The 20113-nt window shown below is 32.0% G+C and carries 19 protein-coding genes and 1 pseudogene; 7 read left to right on the forward strand and 13 right to left on the reverse strand.

Annotated features, from left to right (window positions below; genetic code table 11):
• Nucleotides 1–70: 70 nt before the first annotated feature.
• The 4 genes from FPB0191_RS09140 to murA all read right to left on the reverse strand — a co-directional run bounded on the left by FPB0191_RS09140 (nucleotide 71) and on the right by murA (nucleotide 4988).
• The gene (locus tag FPB0191_RS09140; RefSeq protein WP_039105520.1) at nucleotides 71–1096 is read right to left on the reverse strand and encodes a glycosyltransferase family 4 protein; all 1026 of its coding nucleotides are present in this window, start codon (nucleotides 1094–1096) and stop codon (nucleotides 71–73) included.
• 4 nt (nucleotides 1097–1100) lie between these two features.
• Nucleotides 1101–2123 (reverse strand): EpsG family protein, encoded by a 1023-nt coding sequence (locus FPB0191_RS09145; RefSeq protein ID WP_039105522.1) that lies wholly within the window; start codon nucleotides 2121–2123, stop codon nucleotides 1101–1103.
• A 312-nt stretch (nucleotides 2124–2435) separates the two neighbouring features.
• Nucleotides 2436–3731: an oligosaccharide flippase family protein gene (locus tag FPB0191_RS09150; RefSeq protein WP_039105524.1), complete on the reverse strand. Its 1296-nt coding sequence runs from the start codon at nucleotides 3729–3731 to the stop codon at nucleotides 2436–2438.
• 6 nt (nucleotides 3732–3737) lie between these two features.
• Nucleotides 3738–4988, reverse strand: coding sequence for a UDP-N-acetylglucosamine 1-carboxyvinyltransferase (gene murA, locus FPB0191_RS09155; protein ID WP_039105526.1), 1251 nt, complete (start codon nucleotides 4986–4988; stop codon nucleotides 3738–3740).
• A 227-nt stretch (nucleotides 4989–5215) separates the two neighbouring features.
• Here murA and FPB0191_RS09160 point away from each other — a divergent pair, with 227 nt between their 5' ends.
• Complete coding sequence (locus FPB0191_RS09160; protein WP_039105528.1) at nucleotides 5216–5413, forward strand: YbdD/YjiX family protein; 198 nt, start codon at nucleotides 5216–5218, stop codon at nucleotides 5411–5413.
• Nucleotides 5414–5454: 41 nt separating this feature from the next.
• A complete protein-coding gene (locus FPB0191_RS09165; protein WP_039105530.1) occupies nucleotides 5455–6489 on the forward strand; it encodes a CobW family GTP-binding protein in 1035 nt (344 codons plus the stop codon).
• 98 nt (nucleotides 6490–6587) lie between these two features.
• Here FPB0191_RS09165 and ibaG read toward each other — a convergent pair whose 3' ends face one another.
• The 8 genes from ibaG to pepN all read right to left on the reverse strand — a co-directional run bounded on the left by ibaG (nucleotide 6588) and on the right by pepN (nucleotide 13378).
• Nucleotides 6588–6845 carry a BolA family iron metabolism protein IbaG gene (ibaG, locus tag FPB0191_RS09170; RefSeq protein ID WP_039105531.1) on the reverse strand — a complete coding sequence of 86 codons (258 nt, stop codon included), beginning with the start codon at nucleotides 6843–6845 and terminating at the stop codon, nucleotides 6588–6590.
• 151 nt (nucleotides 6846–6996) lie between these two features.
• The gene (locus FPB0191_RS09175) at nucleotides 6997–7266 is read right to left on the reverse strand and encodes an STAS domain-containing protein (protein WP_039105533.1); all 270 of its coding nucleotides are present in this window, start codon (nucleotides 7264–7266) and stop codon (nucleotides 6997–6999) included.
• Nucleotides 7267–7294: 28 nt separating this feature from the next.
• Nucleotides 7295–7954, reverse strand: a complete 660-nt coding sequence (gene mlaC, locus FPB0191_RS09180; RefSeq protein ID WP_039105534.1) for a phospholipid-binding protein MlaC — start codon at nucleotides 7952–7954, stop codon at nucleotides 7295–7297.
• A 15-nt stretch (nucleotides 7955–7969) separates the two neighbouring features.
• Nucleotides 7970–8542, reverse strand: coding sequence for an outer membrane lipid asymmetry maintenance protein MlaD (gene mlaD, locus FPB0191_RS09185; RefSeq protein ID WP_039105535.1), 573 nt, complete (start codon nucleotides 8540–8542; stop codon nucleotides 7970–7972).
• 16 nt (nucleotides 8543–8558) lie between these two features.
• Nucleotides 8559–9335, reverse strand: coding sequence for a lipid asymmetry maintenance ABC transporter permease subunit MlaE (gene mlaE, locus FPB0191_RS09190; RefSeq protein ID WP_211305620.1), 777 nt, complete (start codon nucleotides 9333–9335; stop codon nucleotides 8559–8561).
• A complete protein-coding gene (gene mlaF, locus FPB0191_RS09195; protein WP_039105538.1) occupies nucleotides 9335–10165 on the reverse strand; it encodes a phospholipid ABC transporter ATP-binding protein MlaF in 831 nt (276 codons plus the stop codon). The genes mlaE and mlaF overlap by 1 nt, the downstream gene beginning before the upstream one ends.
• A gap of 128 nt (nucleotides 10166–10293) precedes the next feature.
• Nucleotides 10294–10674 carry a rhodanese-like domain-containing protein gene (locus tag FPB0191_RS09200; RefSeq protein ID WP_202965330.1) on the reverse strand — a complete coding sequence of 127 codons (381 nt, stop codon included), beginning with the start codon at nucleotides 10672–10674 and terminating at the stop codon, nucleotides 10294–10296.
• A gap of 79 nt (nucleotides 10675–10753) precedes the next feature.
• The gene (pepN, locus tag FPB0191_RS09205) at nucleotides 10754–13378 is read right to left on the reverse strand and encodes an aminopeptidase N (RefSeq protein WP_039105539.1); all 2625 of its coding nucleotides are present in this window, start codon (nucleotides 13376–13378) and stop codon (nucleotides 10754–10756) included.
• A 126-nt stretch (nucleotides 13379–13504) separates the two neighbouring features.
• On the opposite strand from pepN, the gene pncB reads away from it, so the two are divergent.
• The 5 genes and pseudogenes from pncB to mdtH all read left to right on the forward strand — a co-directional run bounded on the left by pncB (nucleotide 13505) and on the right by mdtH (nucleotide 19312).
• Nucleotides 13505–14707, forward strand: coding sequence for a nicotinate phosphoribosyltransferase (gene pncB, locus FPB0191_RS09210; protein ID WP_039105540.1), 1203 nt, complete (start codon nucleotides 13505–13507; stop codon nucleotides 14705–14707).
• A gap of 37 nt (nucleotides 14708–14744) precedes the next feature.
• Nucleotides 14745–16148 carry an asparagine--tRNA ligase gene (asnS, locus tag FPB0191_RS09215; RefSeq protein WP_039105541.1) on the forward strand — a complete coding sequence of 468 codons (1404 nt, stop codon included), beginning with the start codon at nucleotides 14745–14747 and terminating at the stop codon, nucleotides 16146–16148.
• A 263-nt stretch (nucleotides 16149–16411) separates the two neighbouring features.
• The gene (locus tag FPB0191_RS09220) at nucleotides 16412–17440 is read left to right on the forward strand and encodes a porin (protein ID WP_039105542.1); all 1029 of its coding nucleotides are present in this window, start codon (nucleotides 16412–16414) and stop codon (nucleotides 17438–17440) included.
• 175 nt (nucleotides 17441–17615) lie between these two features.
• On the forward strand, nucleotides 17616–18074 hold the full coding sequence (locus FPB0191_RS09225) for a methylglyoxal synthase (RefSeq protein ID WP_039105543.1): 459 nt from the start codon (nucleotides 17616–17618) through the stop codon (nucleotides 18072–18074).
• A 2-nt stretch (nucleotides 18075–18076) separates the two neighbouring features.
• A pseudogene (mdtH, locus tag FPB0191_RS09230) lies at nucleotides 18077–19312 on the forward strand (multidrug efflux MFS transporter MdtH).
• Nucleotides 19313–19330: 18 nt separating this feature from the next.
• Here the strand turns inward: mdtH and FPB0191_RS09235 are convergent.
• Nucleotides 19331–20098: a class II glutamine amidotransferase gene (locus FPB0191_RS09235; RefSeq protein ID WP_039105546.1), complete on the reverse strand. Its 768-nt coding sequence runs from the start codon at nucleotides 20096–20098 to the stop codon at nucleotides 19331–19333.
• Nucleotides 20099–20113: the final 15 nt, after the last annotated feature.

A 20113-nucleotide genomic window follows, 5' to 3' on the forward strand; every position in this document is an offset into this window, starting at 1 on the left:
ACAGACATTAAAACTGATAAGTTCATGTTTAGCTCTCTTATATTTAGGTTATGTGTAATCATATAATTGGCTATTTTAATAAACATCGCCATTTTGTTGTGGCGTTCTTTTTAGAAAATCTTTTTGCTGATTCAATTGCTTTTTTAGACATACTAATTCTTTTTGATTCAGAAAGAATTAAGGATTCTATGGATGCTGCCAATTGTTCAATATTACCATTTTCCACTAAATAACCATTTTCATTATTAGTTATAATTTCATTTGGACCATATGGACAATCAAATGAAATAGTAGGTAACGCGAAAGTTTGTGCTTCAATTAATACCATTCCAAAACCTTCATACCTAGAGCTCATAACAAAAAAAGAGGCATTTTTATATACATTTTCCATATCGATGGTGGAACCTAAAAGGTGAATATTATTCATATTTGCTTTATCAATTTGATCCTTTAATTTTTGCTTATCAATTCCTTCACCATAAATATCTAATCTCCAATCAGGATATTTATTCGCAATCAAAGCCCATGCACTAATTAATAAATCAAACCCCTTTTGATGAGTTAATCTACCAGCAGCTATTATTGATTTACTTGCCACATTATAATTATCTACTAATTCATATGGCGTTGGGTTAAAGACAACATCGACATTACAATCTAATTTTTCATATTCTATTTTATCTCCATGAGTCAATGTTATGATTTGATCAAATCGTTTATAAAGTATTTTCCCCAGCCAATTAATCCATTTAGGTCTACTTTCTCTTGATACATGCTCAAAAGACCACAAATTATATCTTTTAGGTAACAATGACATTAATAAACTAAGTCTTCCCATATTATGAATAATAATAATATCTGGCTTTGTCATGCTAAGATATTCTTTTACTGAAAAGAAAAATGTTGGTAGGATTCCTGATATCACTTTAACTTTTACATTTTCATTCAATGGAAAAGCACATTGATTAAAAGAAGTATTACGATTAATTATCTCAATTTCATAATAATGACTTAATTCATTAGCTAAAAGAGAAACTACACGTTCAATACCAGCACGATGTTTTAAAGAATTTACAATAAAAATGATTTTTTTCATATTATTATTCCAGATAACCTGAGCTAAAATAATCTTGTACCATATAAGGTACTTGGAAATTTAATGTTAGATAGCAATGAATTATCAAATAAAAAAGGGCAACAAAATAAAATAATTTCTTAGTGACGAATTTTAATGAAATAGCCAATAAGAAAATTTCACTATATCCAAAAGCAATACCTAATCTTCCACTAAGAATATAAAAATCGTAAAAGCCTAATCTTAAGGCTAAACTTGTTGAATAAATGTACAGCAATGTTAAATAAGAATCATTTTTAATATATTTAGCTGTTAAAGCAAATAAAATAAAATAAATCATTGCTCGGATATTCGCTAATTCAAAAAAACTTCTTGATGAAGCAAATTCAGTAACTGAATAATCATTAATTCTTGAGCTAATATTTTGTAATAATGAAAACTGCATCACTATTCGACATAAAATAAAAATTAAGATAAACCATAATATTAACCTAATCAAAAGATATTTTTGATTTAAAACATATTTTTTGATTTGCGGCACAAAAAAAGTTAAATATGCTATGGACATCGAGTGAATACTTATAGCAATGAGCAATAATATTGAGCATTTAATTTTTTTCTGATATATGTATAGTAATATAACAGCATTTATTACTATTGCACTAGCAAGACCCTGTCTAATTTGCATAAGCTGTTGAGTAATAAATAAATTAGGTAAATAGAATAATAAGACATCTATAAAACGGATCTTTAATAAATTTGTCGATAAATAAATGAATAAAAAAGTTATGAAAGATATAATGTATGAATATATTGTAAAATTATCAGTAAAAAAATGAACAATATGATTGATTATACCAAATCCAAATTCAACACCGCTTTCTTTATAGAAATCAATCGGGTTTGAACTAAATTTATTAATATTTTTAAAAACACCAAAATATAATCCTGTATCACGCGTATTACCTTTAAAGGCAACAATGAGAGATAATAAACTAATTAAAAATAAGTTAAATAAATTAATTAATGTTCTTTTTTTTACCTTCATTATAAAATGCCTTTGAGAAAATATTGTGTTTAAGAGTATATAATTAAATAATTTTATAATTATTTAATTATATTACCAACTCATAATATAGTCTTTATGCTTTAATAAGCTAACTTCTAAAATAAATAATATATTCTAAATATATAAATTAATGCCAATATATTTTCTCAAACTAAAAATTTATTTTTTATTAAAATAGCTGAATTTTTCATGTATTTTGTTTATATAAACTAAATACATGAAAATTGTTAACAAATCTTCTCTGTCAGAATATTGAGAGAAAAAGTAATAATAACCAGCTCAATAAGCGGGTTAGTGAATATTATTATTCATCCCTCTTTTAAACAAATATCCTATAAGCTTAAATTTGTAACATATAAATAATCTATGGCATAACTCAAGGAAAACACTAACATTGTAAGCTATTATAACTGTTCTTAAATTAATGGAATTAAATAAAAATAAAATACCGATTAAAGATAGATATATTACTGTAGCTAAAAATAAATTATAGAGGAATTTATTTTGCAAACCATTCGGTATTAAAATGAATAGTCCTATTGCAGAGCTCATTGATGCAGTCACAATAAATAAAGCCGCAATACTAAAGGTTATAAGATCATTATTAATTATCCCTTTAGAAAGGATATAGATAAGAATATTTGATGATGAAACAACAACTAAATAAAAAAAGATACTAACAAAAAAGGCGCTCCAAACTCCAACTCTTATATCTTTTATTCTTTTACTTCTTACTATTAGTGGGAAAAATGCATTATTAAAATTAACAAAAATATTACGAACTAATTCAATAATTTTTTGCATAATGTCAAAATAAGCTACAGAAGACATAGATAAAAAACTTATAATGATAATATTAGTACGATCTTTTATTAATGCCATCACATCCGACATGAAATAAATAAAGGCATCTTTAATTGTTGATAAGATTTGGGACTTATTGGGAATTAAAAACTTAAAACGTTCTCTTTTAAATAAAACAAATAAAGGGAAAGAAATAGCAAACAAATTACTTCCTATAAGTAAAATAGGGACTAATAAAATATTAGATTCATTTTCAATAAAAAAGAAGATCAAGATACAAAAAATAAGTTTTGATAAAGCGTTCGTGATGCTGATATTTAGCATCTGCTCTTTACCTAAAAAATACCAAACAGGGAATAAAACGTCATAAAACGTAGCTATGGCATATAATAAAATTAAATAAAAAAGCGTTGTGTCTTCAATAAGGTAACCAAAAATAAAATAGATACAGAACAATAATATTACAGTAGTTAAATAAATAGTAAATTTGATAGTATAAATGACCGAAGCAATCTCATCAGTTAATTTTTTATTATGTCTTGACTCACTGATTTCTTTTGTACCAGTAACATTAAAACCAAAATTTATAAATGTAGAAATATAAATCATTATAGTTTGAGCGAAGGCAATTAAACCATAGTTATGTATACCTAATTTAACTATTAAAAAAGGAAGTGTAACTAATGGGGATATTAAATTAACGGATTGAATACAACTCAAGCATAAAAAATTAATCAGTTGTTGCCGATAATTTGCAATTACATTAGATATAAAAGATTTCATTTTATATTATATTCTATCAATTTTCGCACCTAAAACCCGAAGTTTATCCTCAATTGCGTCATAACCACGATCAATATGATAAATACGATCAACAATTGTCGTGCCATTAGCAATACAACCTGCTAAAACTAGGCTTGCAGAGGCGCGTAAATCAGTAGCCATTACTTCAGTTCCTGTTAACTTTTCCACACCCTGTGTAATTAGTGTATTACCTTCAATTTCCGCTTTTGCTCCCATTCTAATTAACTCTGGAACATGCATAAAACGATTTTCGAAAATAGTTTCTTTAATGATACCCGTCCCTTCAGCAATAATGTTTAACAAAGTAAATTGAGCTTGCATATCCGTTGGGAAACCTGGATGTGGTGCTGTATAAATATTTACAGCTTTTGGTCGTTTATCTTGCATATTTAAACTTATCCAATCTTCACCTGTTTTTATCTCCGCTCCTGCTTCTATCAATTTAGCAATTACCGCTTCTAGCATAGTCGGATTTGTTTTACGACAAACTATACTACCTTTTGAAATAGCTGCCGCAACTAAATAGGTTCCTGTTTCAATACGGTCAGGCAAAATTTGATGCACTCCACCACCTAATTTTTCAACACCTTCAATGATAATTTTTTCACTTCCGGCGCCAGATATTTTAGCACCAAGAATATTCAAAAATTTAGCTGTGTCAGCAATTTCTGGTTCACAGGCTGCATTTTCTATAACAGTTACACCTTCTGCTAACGTTGCAGCACACATAATGGTAACAGTAGCACCTACGCTTACTTTTTCCATTACAATGTGTGCCCCCTTGAGTCGTCCATTTACGGTTGCTTTCACATAACCTTCATCTAAAGTTATCGTGGCGCCTAATTTTTCCAATCCTGAGATATGTAAGTCAACGGGACGAGCACCAATAGCACATCCGCCAGGTAAAGAGACTTGTCCTTGCCCAAATCTTGCGACTAAAGGTCCTAATGCCCAAATCGAAGCTCTCATCGTTTTGACTAATTCATAAGGTGCACAAAAATCATCAATTTGGCTTGCATCAAGAATAATATTTTCATTATATTCAATCTTGACACCTAAACGTTTTAATAATTCTAAGGTCGTTTCAATATCTTTTAATCTAGGAGCATTCAAAATTTTAACGGGTTCTGTTGCTAATAACGAAGCAAATAAAATAGGAAGTGCTGCATTCTTAGCACCAGAAATAATGACTTCACCATTTAGTTGGGTTGGCCCAATAATTTTAAACTTATCCATTAAATAATTATCTCTTAGTATACTGACCTCACAATAATGTGCCATTATAAATGGAATAATCAAATCTGTAATTATTAATCTTATAAAATTATAAAAATGTTATGAGCAGATTTTAATTTTCTGTTATAGTTAAGTTGTTATTTATCAATTATATTACAAACAATTTAGATGATGAAAATTTTAAAAGCATTCATATTTCTATAACACAAACACAAAAGGAATGAAGCATGTTTGATAATTTAGCTAAAGCTGGGAAATATTTAGGTCAAGCAGCTAAATTGATGATAGGTATCCCTGACTATGATACTTATGTTCAACATATGAAATTAACCCATCCTGAACAAGTTCCAATGACTTATGAGGAATTCTTCAAAGAACGACAAGAAGCCAAATATAGTGGAAAAGGTGGTTTTAAATGTTGTTAACCTCAAACTTTTACTTATAACCTTTAAGGTAAATTTTAATAATGAATAACTATCTACCTGTTACTATTTTGACCGGCTTTTTAGGTTCTGGTAAAACAACGCTTATTAACCATTTGTTAAATCATAATCAACATGAAAAGATTATGATAATTGAAAATGAATTCGGTCCAATTAATATTGACAGTAAATTACTTAAGTCTGATAGAAATATTGAAATCCTTGAGATGACGAATGGTTGTATTTGTTGTAGTGTACAAGGTGAATTGATCTCAGCTTTACATCATTTATATCAACGTCGTTTAAATGGCGAAATCGCTTTTGATCGTTTAATTATTGAAACAACAGGGTTAGCTGATCCGGCTCCTATTTTACAGGCCTTTTTTATAGATGAATTTATACGCGAAACTATTCAGCTTGATGCCGTTGTGACTTTAGTAGATTGTGAAAATATAATAAATGATCTTAATGAACATCGTGTTATTGCTTCACAAATTGGTTTTGCCGATAGAGTCATTTTGACTAAGACTGATCGCATTAACGATGATGAAAAAATAATTATTGTTAAGCGTATTAGTAATATCAATCGTAAAGCAACAATCCTAGAAGCAAAACATGGGCAAATAGCCAAATCACAATGGTTAGATATCAATGCTTTTCAACTAAATGATGACCTACATTTAAACAATGGATTATTTATTTTTGAAAATGATAGATCATTGACAGATAAATCAATACTTTTAAAATCAGCAAATAATTTACAGAAATCATATAATGATGAAATCTGTAGTTATCTATTTGAAGCTGGTGAACTAGACCTGAAAAAAATTGGCGAATTCACAGAAACATTAATTGAGCAATATGGTAATGATATGCTGCGCTATAAAGGAGTGTTAGCTATTAAAGATCAATCACAGAAGTTAATCGTACAAGGTGTTCATAAAGTAGTGGGCTTTGATTACGGTCAGCAATGGGAAAATGAACAAGATAAAGTATCTAAATTTATTATAATTGGTCGTAAATTACCTTTTAAAGAGTTAAAGCAAAAGTTTTTACTAACCGCCGTTAATAAAAGTTAGTTTAAAAAATAATGGATATAAAAAAGCCCTTTCATGGGCTTTTTATGTAAAATTTGAATAAAATAGCATTACTCTATACCTAAGCTAACTTATTATCTTTAAAGACCAATAAGTTTTCGTTCGCGTTGCCACTCAGTAGGTGTATAGGTCTTTATAGAAAGAGCATGAATGCGATTATCCGCAATATACTCCGATAATGGACGGTACACAGCCTGTTGTTTTTTAACTCGGCTTAACTCAGCAAACATCTCACCTACCGCAATCACTTGAAAGTGACTACCATCATCAGTCAAAGCAAAAACCTCATCTAAATTAAGTTCTTGCAATAATTTATTTTCAATTTCTTTTGTATCCATTTTTTTATATAACGCTTAATTGTATAAATTTTTAAAACAATATTAGATCAGCAATATTCAATTTACCGTTCAAACCAAGTTTTATGTTTAATATAATCTTTCAACAAATTATTAATACTTGAGGCTAGTAATTATTACATATATCTGTTAGTTAAACCAATAATGTATCAAGATCATATAGAATAATTAATGTTTTGAGCTGCTGATTAATCTCAAGCAGCTTCACATTTTGCTTAATACAGAAATAAGTTAATAACGCCAATCCCGCAGAATCAACCCGAATTAACGCTGACACATCAATACCTTTAATATCCTTTAAAAGCTCAGTCCTGTTATGCCAAAGTTCATTAAGTGTATCGCAATCCAATACGCCACTAAGATGTAATACATTATCTCGTTTCTGTACTGTAATTACTTGCATAACAACTCCTTTACCCTAAAATAACATATTATTTTGATGCTGTAGTTTTATTTGGAATAGCATTCGGATCAATTTTTTGACTTGCTTGTGATTGTAATTGAGCAATCAAAGATTTAATACCCTGTTGCCTAACAATTGTTGACCACTCACTTTGCTTAGTTGTAATCATACTTACCCCTTCAGCTACCATATCATAAGCCTGCCATTCACCGGTAGCAGTATTCTTACGCCATTGGAAATCTAATCTTATTGGTTGTTGAGATTTATCTGGGTTGATTAATAGAACTCGTACTGAAACGATATTTTTTCCAGTGACATCTTTGTCTGATTCTACTTGATAAGATTGTCCATTGTACATAGATAGTGCTTGAGCAAATGCTTGTATTAGATAACGTTCAAAAGCAGAAAAATACGCATCACGCTCATCTTTATTAATATTTTTATAATTATCCCCTAATGACAATGCAGCTGCATATTTAACATGAACATAAGGTAATAAGTCACTTTTAACAACGTCTCTCAAAATTTCAGGGTTACTTTTAATTTGAGCACTTTGCTGATTAATTGCGTTAAAAATTTTCTCAGCCGCTATTTTGGTTTTTTGATATGGGTCTTCAAAATTTTTTTCGCTAGCCATAACAATTGGAGCAAATATTAATGTAACAATAACTATGAACTTCTTTAACATGAAATTAACCTCTTTTTAATGGTTACTCGGTTCTGTTTTAGATTGATTATTCTTCGAAGGACCAACGCTATATAAAAACTGACCTATCAAATCTTCAATAACCATAGCAGGACTTGTATTATGTATAACGAAACCTTCTTGAAAATAATCTGGAATCTTTTCTTCAAAATCTACAGTCGGATCAACTGATACCCCACGATCCTGTGCATCTTCAATATCAAGTTCTTGTTCGGAACTCTTTTTTATTCCTAAACTGACAGCTATAAATTGTTCGCCAAGTAACCCAGAGGTTTTAATTGATAAGCTACTATTACTTGGAATATGATCATAGTTTGCATCAATATCCATAGTAACATAAGGCTTATAATCTTTAAGCGTGATATTGGCTATTCTTCCAATCACTACTCCGCCTATTTTAATCGGTGAACGTGCTTTTAAGCCCCCAACATTATCAAATACAGCATAGACACGATAGGTTGAGTTTTGATTATAAGACGTTACGTCAGTCACTCTGAAACATAAAAAGAGTATTGAACAAACTACTATAACCATAAATAACCCAACCATGATTTCGATTTTACGACTCATGTTTATTTGACCTCAATTAACTAAACATTAATGAAGTTAGAATAAAATCTAACCCAAGAATAACAAGTGATGAATATACAACGGTACTAGTTGTTGCTTTACTTATACCTTCAGATGTTGGAATACAATTATAGCCATTAAATAGCGCAATCCAACTAGCAGCGATAGAAAAAGCAAAACTTTTAATAAAGCAGTTTAATGTATCATGCCACCAATTAACATTACTTTGAATTGATGACCAAAAGAAACCGGAATCAATCCCCTTCCATTCCACACCAACTAACGCACCGCCTAAGATACCAACCGTGATGAATATTGCTGTCAGAAAAGGCAAACAAAAGAAACCAGCCCAAAAGCGTGGTGCTATAATTCGTCTTAATGGATCAATCGCCATCATTTCCATGCTAGATAATTGTTCTGTAGCCTTCATTAATCCAATTTCTGCTGTTAGCGCGGAACCAGCTCTTCCCGCAAAAAGTAATCCTGCGACAACAGGTCCTAATTCACGTAATAAAGCTAAAGCAACTAACATTCCTAAACTGGCTTCGGCACTAAAAGTCGTTAAAATAAAGTAACCTTGTAAAGCTAGTACCATACCAATGAATAATCCAGAAACAATAATAATTGTTAAAGATTGTACGCCAACGAAATAAAACTGTTTAATTAAAAGAGGGAATTGTTTCTTGAACTCAGGCTTACCAATTAATGCGCCAAATAACATTAACCCCGCTCGACCAAACATAGCCACAAAATCAATTCCCCATTGCCCGATCTTAGAAAGAATATTTAACATTATTTCATACCTCTACTTAAATCGGTTTTATAATCTTCTGCTGGATAATGGAATGGTACAGGTCCATCAGCTAATCCATCTAAAAACTGTTTAACGCGTGGATCATTATTTTGTCGAATTTCTTCTGCTGTTCCACCAGCAATAATATGTTTTTCAGCAATAATATAAACGTAATCAGCAATAGTTAGTACTTCATTTACATCATGAGTCACTACAATACATGTCAATCCTAATGATTGATTAATTTCAGCAATTAATTTGACGATCACTCCCATGGATATAGGATCTTGTCCGGCAAAAGGCTCATCAAACATGATTAAATCAGGATCTAGTGCTATTGCACGTGCTAATGCAGCTCTTCTAGCCATTCCTCCTGATAATTCCGAAGGCATTAACTCGGCAGCACCACGTAAACCTACAGATTGAAGCTTCATTAACACTAAATTACGTAATATCGGTTCAGAAAGATCAAGATGTTCTCGAATTGGATAAGCGACATTTTCAAATACTGTCAAATCGGTAAATAATGCACCTGACTGAAATAGCATACTCATACGCTTTCGAACTTGATAGAGTTTTGAACGCGATAATGAGGGAATATTTTCACCATCAAATAATATTGTTCCTGATTGTGGTTTTAGCTGGCCACCAATCAATTTTAATAATGTTGTTTTACCTATACCTGAAGGCCCCATAATAGCAGTTACTTTTCCTTTTGGTACGGTTAAATTCATATTTTTATAAATTGGTCTAGCACCACGATAAAATGACATATCATGAATTTCTACCAAATTATCTGGTTTTATTGAGTTGTTTTTTAGTTCTGTCATCTGTAGTTTCTCTGATTAAAGACCATCCAGTTAACAATATCTCTTAGATTAGTTTACATTATCTTCATCAATTATGAAAATAAAACTAATAGAAACAATGAATTCTAGTTAAAATTGGTAAAAGAAAACTAATAACGAATCATCGTTTTATCAATATTTTGCGCCCAATCATCAATACCATTTTTCAAATTATAAATTTGGCTTTCATCAAATCCATTATCAATTAAATAAAGTGCAACATTTAAGCTTCTTATTCCATGGTGGCAATAGATGACTATCATTTTATCATCTGGAATTTTATCCAGATAAAGCGGAATTAAATTCATTGGAATATGAATTGATTGTGGTAAATGACAAATCGACACTTCGCTAGCTTCACGAACATCCAGCAAAAAAATATCATCAGGTTGATTAGTTAAGATTTCATCTAATTGCCGGCTAGAAAGTGATTGTATTTCATTACGCATAGTTTTATTTAATTTAGCATTGTTGAGAATGGTATCTATCATAACAAATATGATATAAAACTCATTATTTCACAAAGTAGGGTAATGATATTACCCTACTCAATCCGTGTTATTTTATTTGTTATGCGTTATTTTCTAATCCTTTTGTGATTTTCTCATAAAGATCATTCGATAAATTATTTAATTTCAATAATCTTTCTAAAGCTTCACGCATTAATGATGCTCGTTTTTCATCATAACGTTTTAAACGTATCAATGGATCAATAAGTCGTGATGCAACTTGTGGGTTTTTCTGATTTAATTCTGTAAGAATTTCCACCAAGAAATGATAACCACTTCCATCTAGCATATGAAATGCTGCTGGATTATTATTCACAAAGGCACCAATTAGCGATCTAACTCGATTTGGATTATTTAATGAAAATGAACGATGAGTAAGTAGTTTTTTTACAATTTGTAATGCATTGTTCGGACTACTCGCTTGTAATGCAAACCATTTATCCATTACCAATCCATCTTTATGCCATTGTTCATCAAAATCTGTCAATAAAATGTCTTTACATGGCAACTGAGCCATAACAGCCGTATGCAAAGCAGCTAGGCTATCTGTCATATTATCTGCTTGTTCATATTGACTTTTAACTAGTAAATCTGCTTGTTTTTTATTATCTGCAAAAGACAATATATATAAACAACAGTTTCTTAACGCACGTTTTGCCATATCGGTGTGCGTGATACGGTAATAAGGTAAACTATGGTGATGATAAATTGCGTATAATTCATCATACAATCCATTAGCAAACTGACATAACAAGAATTTTCTTACCTGATAAATAGCATCGGGATCAACGATTGTGAACAGATTTGCTATTTCATTTTCTGACGGTAATGTCAATATTTGTGCAATTAGTGCTGAGTCAAGTTGTTCAGATAGTAATATTGCTCTAAATCCATCAATCACAGTATCAGGTAAAATAAGCGATTGTTTTTGTTGGTAATTACTAACATTCAAATAAATATATTTAGCTAGCAACATTTGAGCAGCATCATAACGATTAAAAGCATTATTTGCTTTTTGCATTAAAAAAATAAGTTCATTATCTTGATAATTATAATGAAGTTTAACTGGTGCAGAAAAATCTTGTAGTAAGGCAATAATTGGTTTTTCTTTTACATTTTCAAAAATAAATTGTTGTTGTGCTTGATGTAGATTAAGTACCTGATTAATTGTTTGACCTTGATATTGTAAATTAATTAATTCACCACTACCTTGATAAAGCTCAATAGCCAATGGTATATGCAATGGCTGTTTTTCTGACTGATCTAAGGTTGGTGGCGTCATTTGTTTAACAGTTAAAGTATATTGTTGATTTTGCTGATCATAATGATCCGTTATAGTAAGTTCAGGCGTCCCTGACTGACTATACCATAACTTAAAGTGTGTTAAATCAATACCAGAAGCATCCTGCATTGCTTGAACAAAATCATCACAAGTAGCAGCACTACCATCATGACGTTGGAAGTAAAGTTGCATTCCTGCTTGGAATTTTTCTTCACCTAACAGGGTATGCATCATACGAATAACTTCAGCACCCTTTTCATAAACTGTGACCGTATAAAAGTTATTCATTTCAATGACTTTATCTGGGCGGATTGGATGAGCCATAGGGCTAGCATCTTCTGCAAACTGTACTGTACGGAGAATCTTAACATCATCAATTCGTTTGACGGCTCGCGATCCCATGTCAGCACTAAATTCTTGATCTCGAAATACGGTGAGGCCTTCTTTTAGACTCAATTGGAACCAATCTCGGCAAGTCACCCTATTACCTGTCCAATTATGAAAATATTCATGTCCGATTACTCCTTCAATACCTAAATAGTCATGATCGGTTGCGGTTTCAGGTTTTGCTAATACATATTTAGAATTAAAAATATTTAAACCTTTATTTTCCATAGCTCCCATATTGAAAAAATCAACAGCAACTATCATAAAAATATCTAAATCATATTCAAGACCAAAACGGCTTTCGTCCCATTGCATTGCATTTTTAAGACTAGTCATCGCCCATTGAGAACGATCCAAGTTACCTTTATCAACATAGATTTCTAAATCTACTTTTCGTTGAGATTTACTTATAAATGTATCACATAATACATCAAAATCACCTGCTACTAATGCAAATAAATAACTCGGTTTTGGAAAAGGATCTTGCCATTGAACCCAATGACGACCATCATCCAATTGACCTTGAGCGATACGGTTACCATTAGAAAGTAGATAAGGATAAAGTGCTTTGTTCGCTGTAATTCGAGTGGTGAAACGTGCTAGTACATCGGGCCGATCTAAATAATAAGTAATATGGCGGAAACCTTCAGCTTCACATTGTGTGCATAAAGCATCTCCAGAGACATATAATCCTTCTAACGCTGTATTATCAATTGGTTTTATTTCATTAATAATTGTTAAAGTAAATTCTTCTGGCACATGGTAAATTTCAATTCCAGATTCTGTGATTTTGTAATCATGCCATGGTTGTTCATTAATATTAATAGTGAGAAGTTTAAGGTCTTCACCATCCAAAATAAGCGTATCTTGAGCTTTATTTTGCTGTACGATATGACTACGAGCTGTAACTGTCGTAAGTTCTGGAGCAAGATCAAATTCAAGATCAATATCAATAATAGTAAAATCTGGCTTTTTATAATCTAAACGATATTTAGCAATTGGGCTATTTTTGTTCATAATTCACTCAAATGTCTGACTAAATAAGTAAAGTATATTACGCTTTATTATGAAATAATATACTCCTTAATTTTTATTCTGCTATAATTTGATAAATCAGTTAGGACAACTCTTTTATACATTTACATGCAATCACCAATATTAACATCTTTATTAGATACCGATGCTTATAAATTACATATGCAACAAGCGGTATTTCATCATTATCCCGATATAACTGTTGCTGCTGAATTTCGATGTCGTAACAATGAAAAACTTGGTATTTATGTTGATGCTATAAAATACCAAATTGGATTAATGGAAAAACTCTTTTTAACAGAGAATGAATTTAACTATCTAAATCAAACGGGCTATTTTAAACATGACTATTTGATGTGGTTAAAAAATTGGCGATTTGACCATAACCTCGTAACTATTCGTGATGATAATGGTGAACTTTACATCCGTATAGAAGGGAAATGGCTTGATGTCATTTTATGGGAAGTGCCACTCTTGGCCGTAATCAGCGAAATTGCTCATAGGGATCGAACGCCTGATGTTGGAATTGAGCAAGCTATTACGCATCTAAAAGATAAGCTAGCAAGTTTTAATCATAAAACCGCATCTTTTGATATGTCACAATTTTTACTAATGGATTTTGGTACTCGTAGACGTTACTCTTTCAAAGTACAAGAAGCCGTTGTTTGTTATTTGAAAGATCATTTCCCAGATTTCAATAGTACCAGTAATTACTTATTAGCATTTAAATATGGATTAAAGCCAGTTGGTACACAGGCGCATGAATGGTTTCAAGCACATCAAAGATTAACAGATAATTTATCTGACTGCCAACGTAAAGCTTTACATGTGTGGCTTGAAGAATATCCGCACGATCTTGATATTGCTTTAACAGATTGCATAACTATGGATGCTTTTCTAAAAGATTTTGATAAAGAATTGGCAACTCGTTATCAAGGATTACGTCATGATTCAGGAGATCCAATTGAATGGGGTGAAAAAGCTATCGCTCATTATCAAAGAATGGGGATTGATCCTAAAACCAAAATTCTTGTTTTTTCTGATAGCCTAAATTTTGATAAAGCCATTAAGATTTATCAACATTTTTATAATCGTGTTAAACTATCTTTCGGCATGGGAGGACATCTTGCCTGTGATATTCCAGCCAAAAAAGACTCAAACACTAAAGCATTAAATATCGTAATAAAATTAGTCGAATGTAATGGTCAATCTGTTGCTAAATTATCAGATAGTCCTGGGAAAACAATATCTCAAGATACTAATTTTATCGAAGAGCTAAAAAGAACATTTGATGTAACAGGCAACATTTAAATACAAGGTTAAACAACGCATAATGGAAATGACAAACATGAGTACTATTGCACCAATTACGGATATTTTACAAGGTAAAATTGCAGTTGGCAGTTCAGTTACCGTTCAAGGATGGATTAGAACCCGCCGTGATTCTAAAGCTGGAATTTCATTTTTAGCAATCTATGATGGTTCATGCTTTAATCCGATTCAAGCTGTCGTTGAAAATACCTTATCAAATTATGAAAATGATGTATTAAAATTGACTACAGGATGCTCTGTAGAAGTAACAGGCGTTGTGGTAGAAAGTCCGGGTCAAGGTCAGCAATATGAATTACAAACCACTAAAGTAAAAGTATACGGTTTTGTTGAAGATCCTGAAACTTACCCTATGGCGGCAAAACGCCACTCTATTGAATATCTACGTGAAGTAGCGCACTTAAGACCTAGAACAAATATTGTCGGAGCAATAACCCGTGTTCGCCATACTTTAGCAAATGCTATTCATCAGTTTTTTAACGATAGAGGGTTTTACTGGATTTCAACACCAATAATTACTGCATCAGATACAGAAGGTGCCGGTGAGATGTTTCGTGTATCAACTTTAGATCTAGTTAACTTACCTAAACAAGACAATGGTAAAATTGATTTTGATAAGGACTTTTTTGGCAAAGAGTCATTTTTAACGGTTTCCGGTCAGCTTAATGCTGAGACTTATGCTTGCGCATTATCGAAAGTCTATACTTTTGGTCCAACTTTTAGAGCAGAAAATTCAAATACTACACGTCACTTAGCCGAGTTTTGGATGATGGAACCAGAAGTTGCTTTTGCCAATCTCGATGATATAGCTAAATTAGCTGAAGATATGCTTAAATTTGTATTTAAAGCTGTCCTAGAAAAACGCGCTGATGATATGCAGTTTTTTGCTCAACATGTTGATAAAGAAGCAATCTCAAGATTAGAAAACTTCATCAATTCGGACTTCGTACAAGTTGATTATAGTGATGCTATTACTATTTTACAAAAATGCAATGTGAAGTTTGAAAATCATGTTAGTTGGGGAATTGATTTAGCTTCTGAACATGAACGCTACTTAGCTGAAAAACACTTTAAAGCTCCAGTAGTTGTCAAAAACTATCCTAAAGATATAAAAGCATTCTATATGCGAATGAATGAGGATGGTAAAACGGTCGCCGCTATGGATGTGTTAGCTCCAGGAATTGGTGAAATTATTGGTGGGTCCCAACGTGAAGAAAGATTAGAAATGTTAGATCAACGCATGGCTGAAATGGGATTAAACAAAGAGGATTACTGGTGGTATCGTGATTTACGCCGCTATGGAACCGTCCCACATTCTGGTTTTGGTTTAGGGTTTGAAAGACTTATTGTATACATTACTGGTGTCCAAAATGTACGAGATGTAATACCGTTCCCAAGAACACCAAGAAATGCTAATTTTTAGTCTTAATTAGATGAATATTTAATAACATATAAGCTAAATTATGCTTGTTTTTTAAGCAAACAAACATAATTTATACATTAGACAGCTTGTTTTGCTAAAAGTTCACTTGATTTTGAAAAAGATTCAATATAATTTGTAACAATAAATAAACAATCAATGATTACTTATGGTGAGTGGTCATTAAAAAAACTGACACCATGCTTTCATTAGTTTATATGTGGCAGTGGCAGGTGTCTTAATAACAACACCAATGAGGGTATAAAATGAAACGTAATCTATTAGCAATCGCTATCCCTGCACTTCTAGTAGCTGGTGCAGCAAACGCATCTATTGAAGTTTGGAATAAAGACGGTAACAAATTAAATATTAATGGTCGTGTTTACGCATTAAATTACTTAGGCGATACTAAAAATACTATTGATGAGGAAGGTGACAAAACTACCGCTCGTCTAGGTTTCACCGGTGAAACTCAAGTAACTGATTCTTTATCTGGTTATGGACGTGCAGAATGGGAAACTAAAGCAGGTAAAGGTGCATTTAAAGAAACTCGTTATGCATTTGCTGGTTTAAACTTTGGTCAATATGGTTCTTTCGACTATGGTCGTAATGACGGTGTTTTAAAAGCTATTACTGCATACACTGACGTATTACCAGAATTTGGTGGTAATGCTTCTGATAATGATCTTTATGTATTATCTGCTCGTACTAATGCTGTTGCAACTTATCGTAATAGTGGTTTCTACGGTTTAGTTGATGGTTTAGATTTTGCTGTCCAATATGGTGACAACAAAGCAGATAGTAATTTAAGTGGTGCTGATAAAGAAGCATTCGGATTAAATGCACAATACGCTATTTTAGATACTGGTTTAAGCATTGGTGGTGGTTATGCGACTACAACTAAAGCTGGCGACGATGAACGCTATAAAACCTACATGGCTGGTGTAAAATATGAAGCATATAATCTTTATTTAGGTGCTCTTTATAGCCATACTAAACATGATGATGCCAAAGTTAAAGGATTTGAACTTGTTGCTCAATATGGCTTTGACTTTGAAGTTGGTCGTTTAACTCCATCTGTTGCTTATATTCAACACAAAGGGACTGACTATAAGCAAGCTGGTAGTGACTACTTTGCAAAATATGTAGAAGTCGGTGTTCAATACGATTTCAACAAAAACCTTACAGCAGTTGTAGACTACAAAATCAATCTACTTGATGATGATAAAGATTTTGGTTATGCAAAAGCTGATACTAAGAACACATTAGCTTTAGGTTTAATTTACCAATTCTAATTAAATCATAGCGATTTAATATTAATAGAAAGGCACTTTGGTGCCTTTTTTGTTTTTCATAATTTTATAAAATTTTAAAAAAATAATATTATTTTTTGATTGATATTGCACCATTGAATAAACTTTGATAAAAAGTTAGTCAACATTTATATATTTATATGGTATTAGTATCAATATGCAATACACAACACGTATATTACCCTGCCAAAAAAACATCGCGCTTGTAGCTCATGATCATTTAAAAAGTTCATTACTTAATTGGTGTACTAAAAATCAATCCAAACTTTCACGGCATAATCTTTGGGGAACTGGCACTACTGGAACATTAATAAGACAACAAACCAGTCTAGAAGTTAGAACAATGCTCAGTGGTCCAATGGGGGGAGATCAACAAATTGGCGCACTTATTGCTGAAGGTAAAATCGATATTTTAATTTTCTTTTGGGATCCGCTTAATGCTGTGCCCCATGATCCTGACGTAAAAGCGCTTCTACGCTTAGCCACAGTTTGGAACATCCCGGTAGCAACAAATCAAGCAACAGCTGATGCTTTAATTCAATCCCCTTTTTTTAGTGATGAAGTCTCAATAGAGATTCCAGATTATCAGCAATATTTAATTGATCGGACAAAATAAAAATGCCGATTCCTTCCCAAGCACGAAAGACAGGTAAAATTATATTATTATTTGATAACTTATTTATTGTTTTGGGTTTCTATATCGTTTTTCCTTTGGTCTCAACTCATTTTGTAAGTCAAATTGGATGGAGTGCTTTATTTGTTGGATTTACATTAGGGTTCCGACAGTTTGTACAACAATGATTTGGTTTGATAGGAGGTGCAATTGCTGATCGCTTTGGTGCAAAGCCTATGATTATCATTGGCATGTTTTTAAGAGCAATTGGCTTCATCGCTATGGCATTAGCCACTACGCCATGGATATTAGTTTTATCTTGCCTATTATCAGCTTTAGGAGGTTTACTTTTCGATCCACCTAGGATGGGTTTAGCAATCAAATTCACACGACCCCATGAAAGAGGACGTTTTATATCTTTACTAATGATTGAAGATAACGCGGGCGCAGTGATAGGTGCTTTAATCGGTGGGTTTCTTATTGATTATGATTTTCAGTTAGTTTGTTGGTTTGGTGCTTTGGTATTTATGCTATGTGGTATTTTCAATATTATCTATCTTCCTGCTTATCACATTGCATTAGGAAAAAATCCAATAATAAAAGGATTGAAAGATGTATTAAAAGATAAAATATTCACATCTTATGTTTTATCATTAACAGGATACTATATCTTGTGGGTGCAAGTTATGTTGATGTTACCTCTTACAGTAACCAAATTATCAGGTAGTCCTAGCTATGTAAAATGGATGTATGGCATTCAAGCAATAATCTCATTAACATTACTCTACCCAATTGCTCGTTGGAGTGAAAAACGTTTTAGATTAGATCAAAGATTGAAATGTGGTCTTTGGTTAATGACTATTAGTTTTATGTTCATTGCGTTTATATCAGAACTTGATTTATTATTTATATTCATCAGCATATTTTATTTAGGTGCTATAATTGCTGAACCGGCCAGAGAAACACTAAGCACTTTGTTAGCAAATCCTAAAGCAAAAGGTAGCTATATGGGTTTTAGTCGTCTGGGTCTCGCAATTGGAGGCTTTATAGGTTATTCTGGCGCTGGTTGGCTACACGACATTGCAATCAACTTAAACTTACCAACGTTACCCTGGTTTGCCTTAACATTAATTGTTTTTTTTACCATTATTTATCTAAATCTATTATTTAAACAACCAGTTCTAGTTGAGAAAACTCGTTTAAGCCAACAGCCGAATAAAATTGACAAGATATCTCTTTAACCAAATTAGATTAAAGGATTAAAAAATCACTTCACCATTTTTAAATAATTTGGCTTGCTTTACTTCGATTGCCTGCCAGATTTCATTAGAAGTCAACGGCATGGTCGCTATCATTGTTACAATGTCCGAAGGTGTAGTATGAATTTTAAAATCTATCTCAACATCTTCATCAAGTAACTTAGCTTTACCAAATGGTGCTCGACGTGTTAGCCAATGTAGTTTTGTCGAACAATAAGCAAATAAATACTCTCCATCGGAAATGAGTAAATTACATATTCCAAGTGTATTAAGATAATCAGCACATTGTTTAATAAATTGGAATACTTCATCTAACTTATTAGGCTTTTTAGGGTATTTTGCTGCTAATTGAGCTAATAAATAACAAAATGCAAATTCGCTATCGGTTTGACCGATGGGTAAATAATTACCCGTATCTAATTTTTCATAATCAGTTAACTGACCATTATGAGCAAAAGTCCAATTATTACCCCAAAGTTCTCGCGTAAATGGATGAGTATTTTCTAAAGCAATGCGACCACGATTAGCTTGCCGAATATGACCAATAACGACTTGTGATTTTATAGGGTAATCTTGCAATAATTTAGATATTGGAGAAGAACAACATGGCATTGGATCCTTAAAAGAACGACACCCCTTTCCTTCATAAAAAGTTATTCCCCAACCATCTTTATGTGGTCCTTTTTCTCCTCCACGACGAGCCAGTCCTTTCAAACTAAAACAAATATCAGTGGGAATATTTGCACTCATACCCAACAATTCACACATCGCCTTGACCTCTTA

The organism is Frischella perrara (assembly GCF_000807275.1).
In the GTDB taxonomy this organism is placed as follows: domain Bacteria; phylum Pseudomonadota; class Gammaproteobacteria; order Enterobacterales; family Orbaceae; genus Frischella; species Frischella perrara.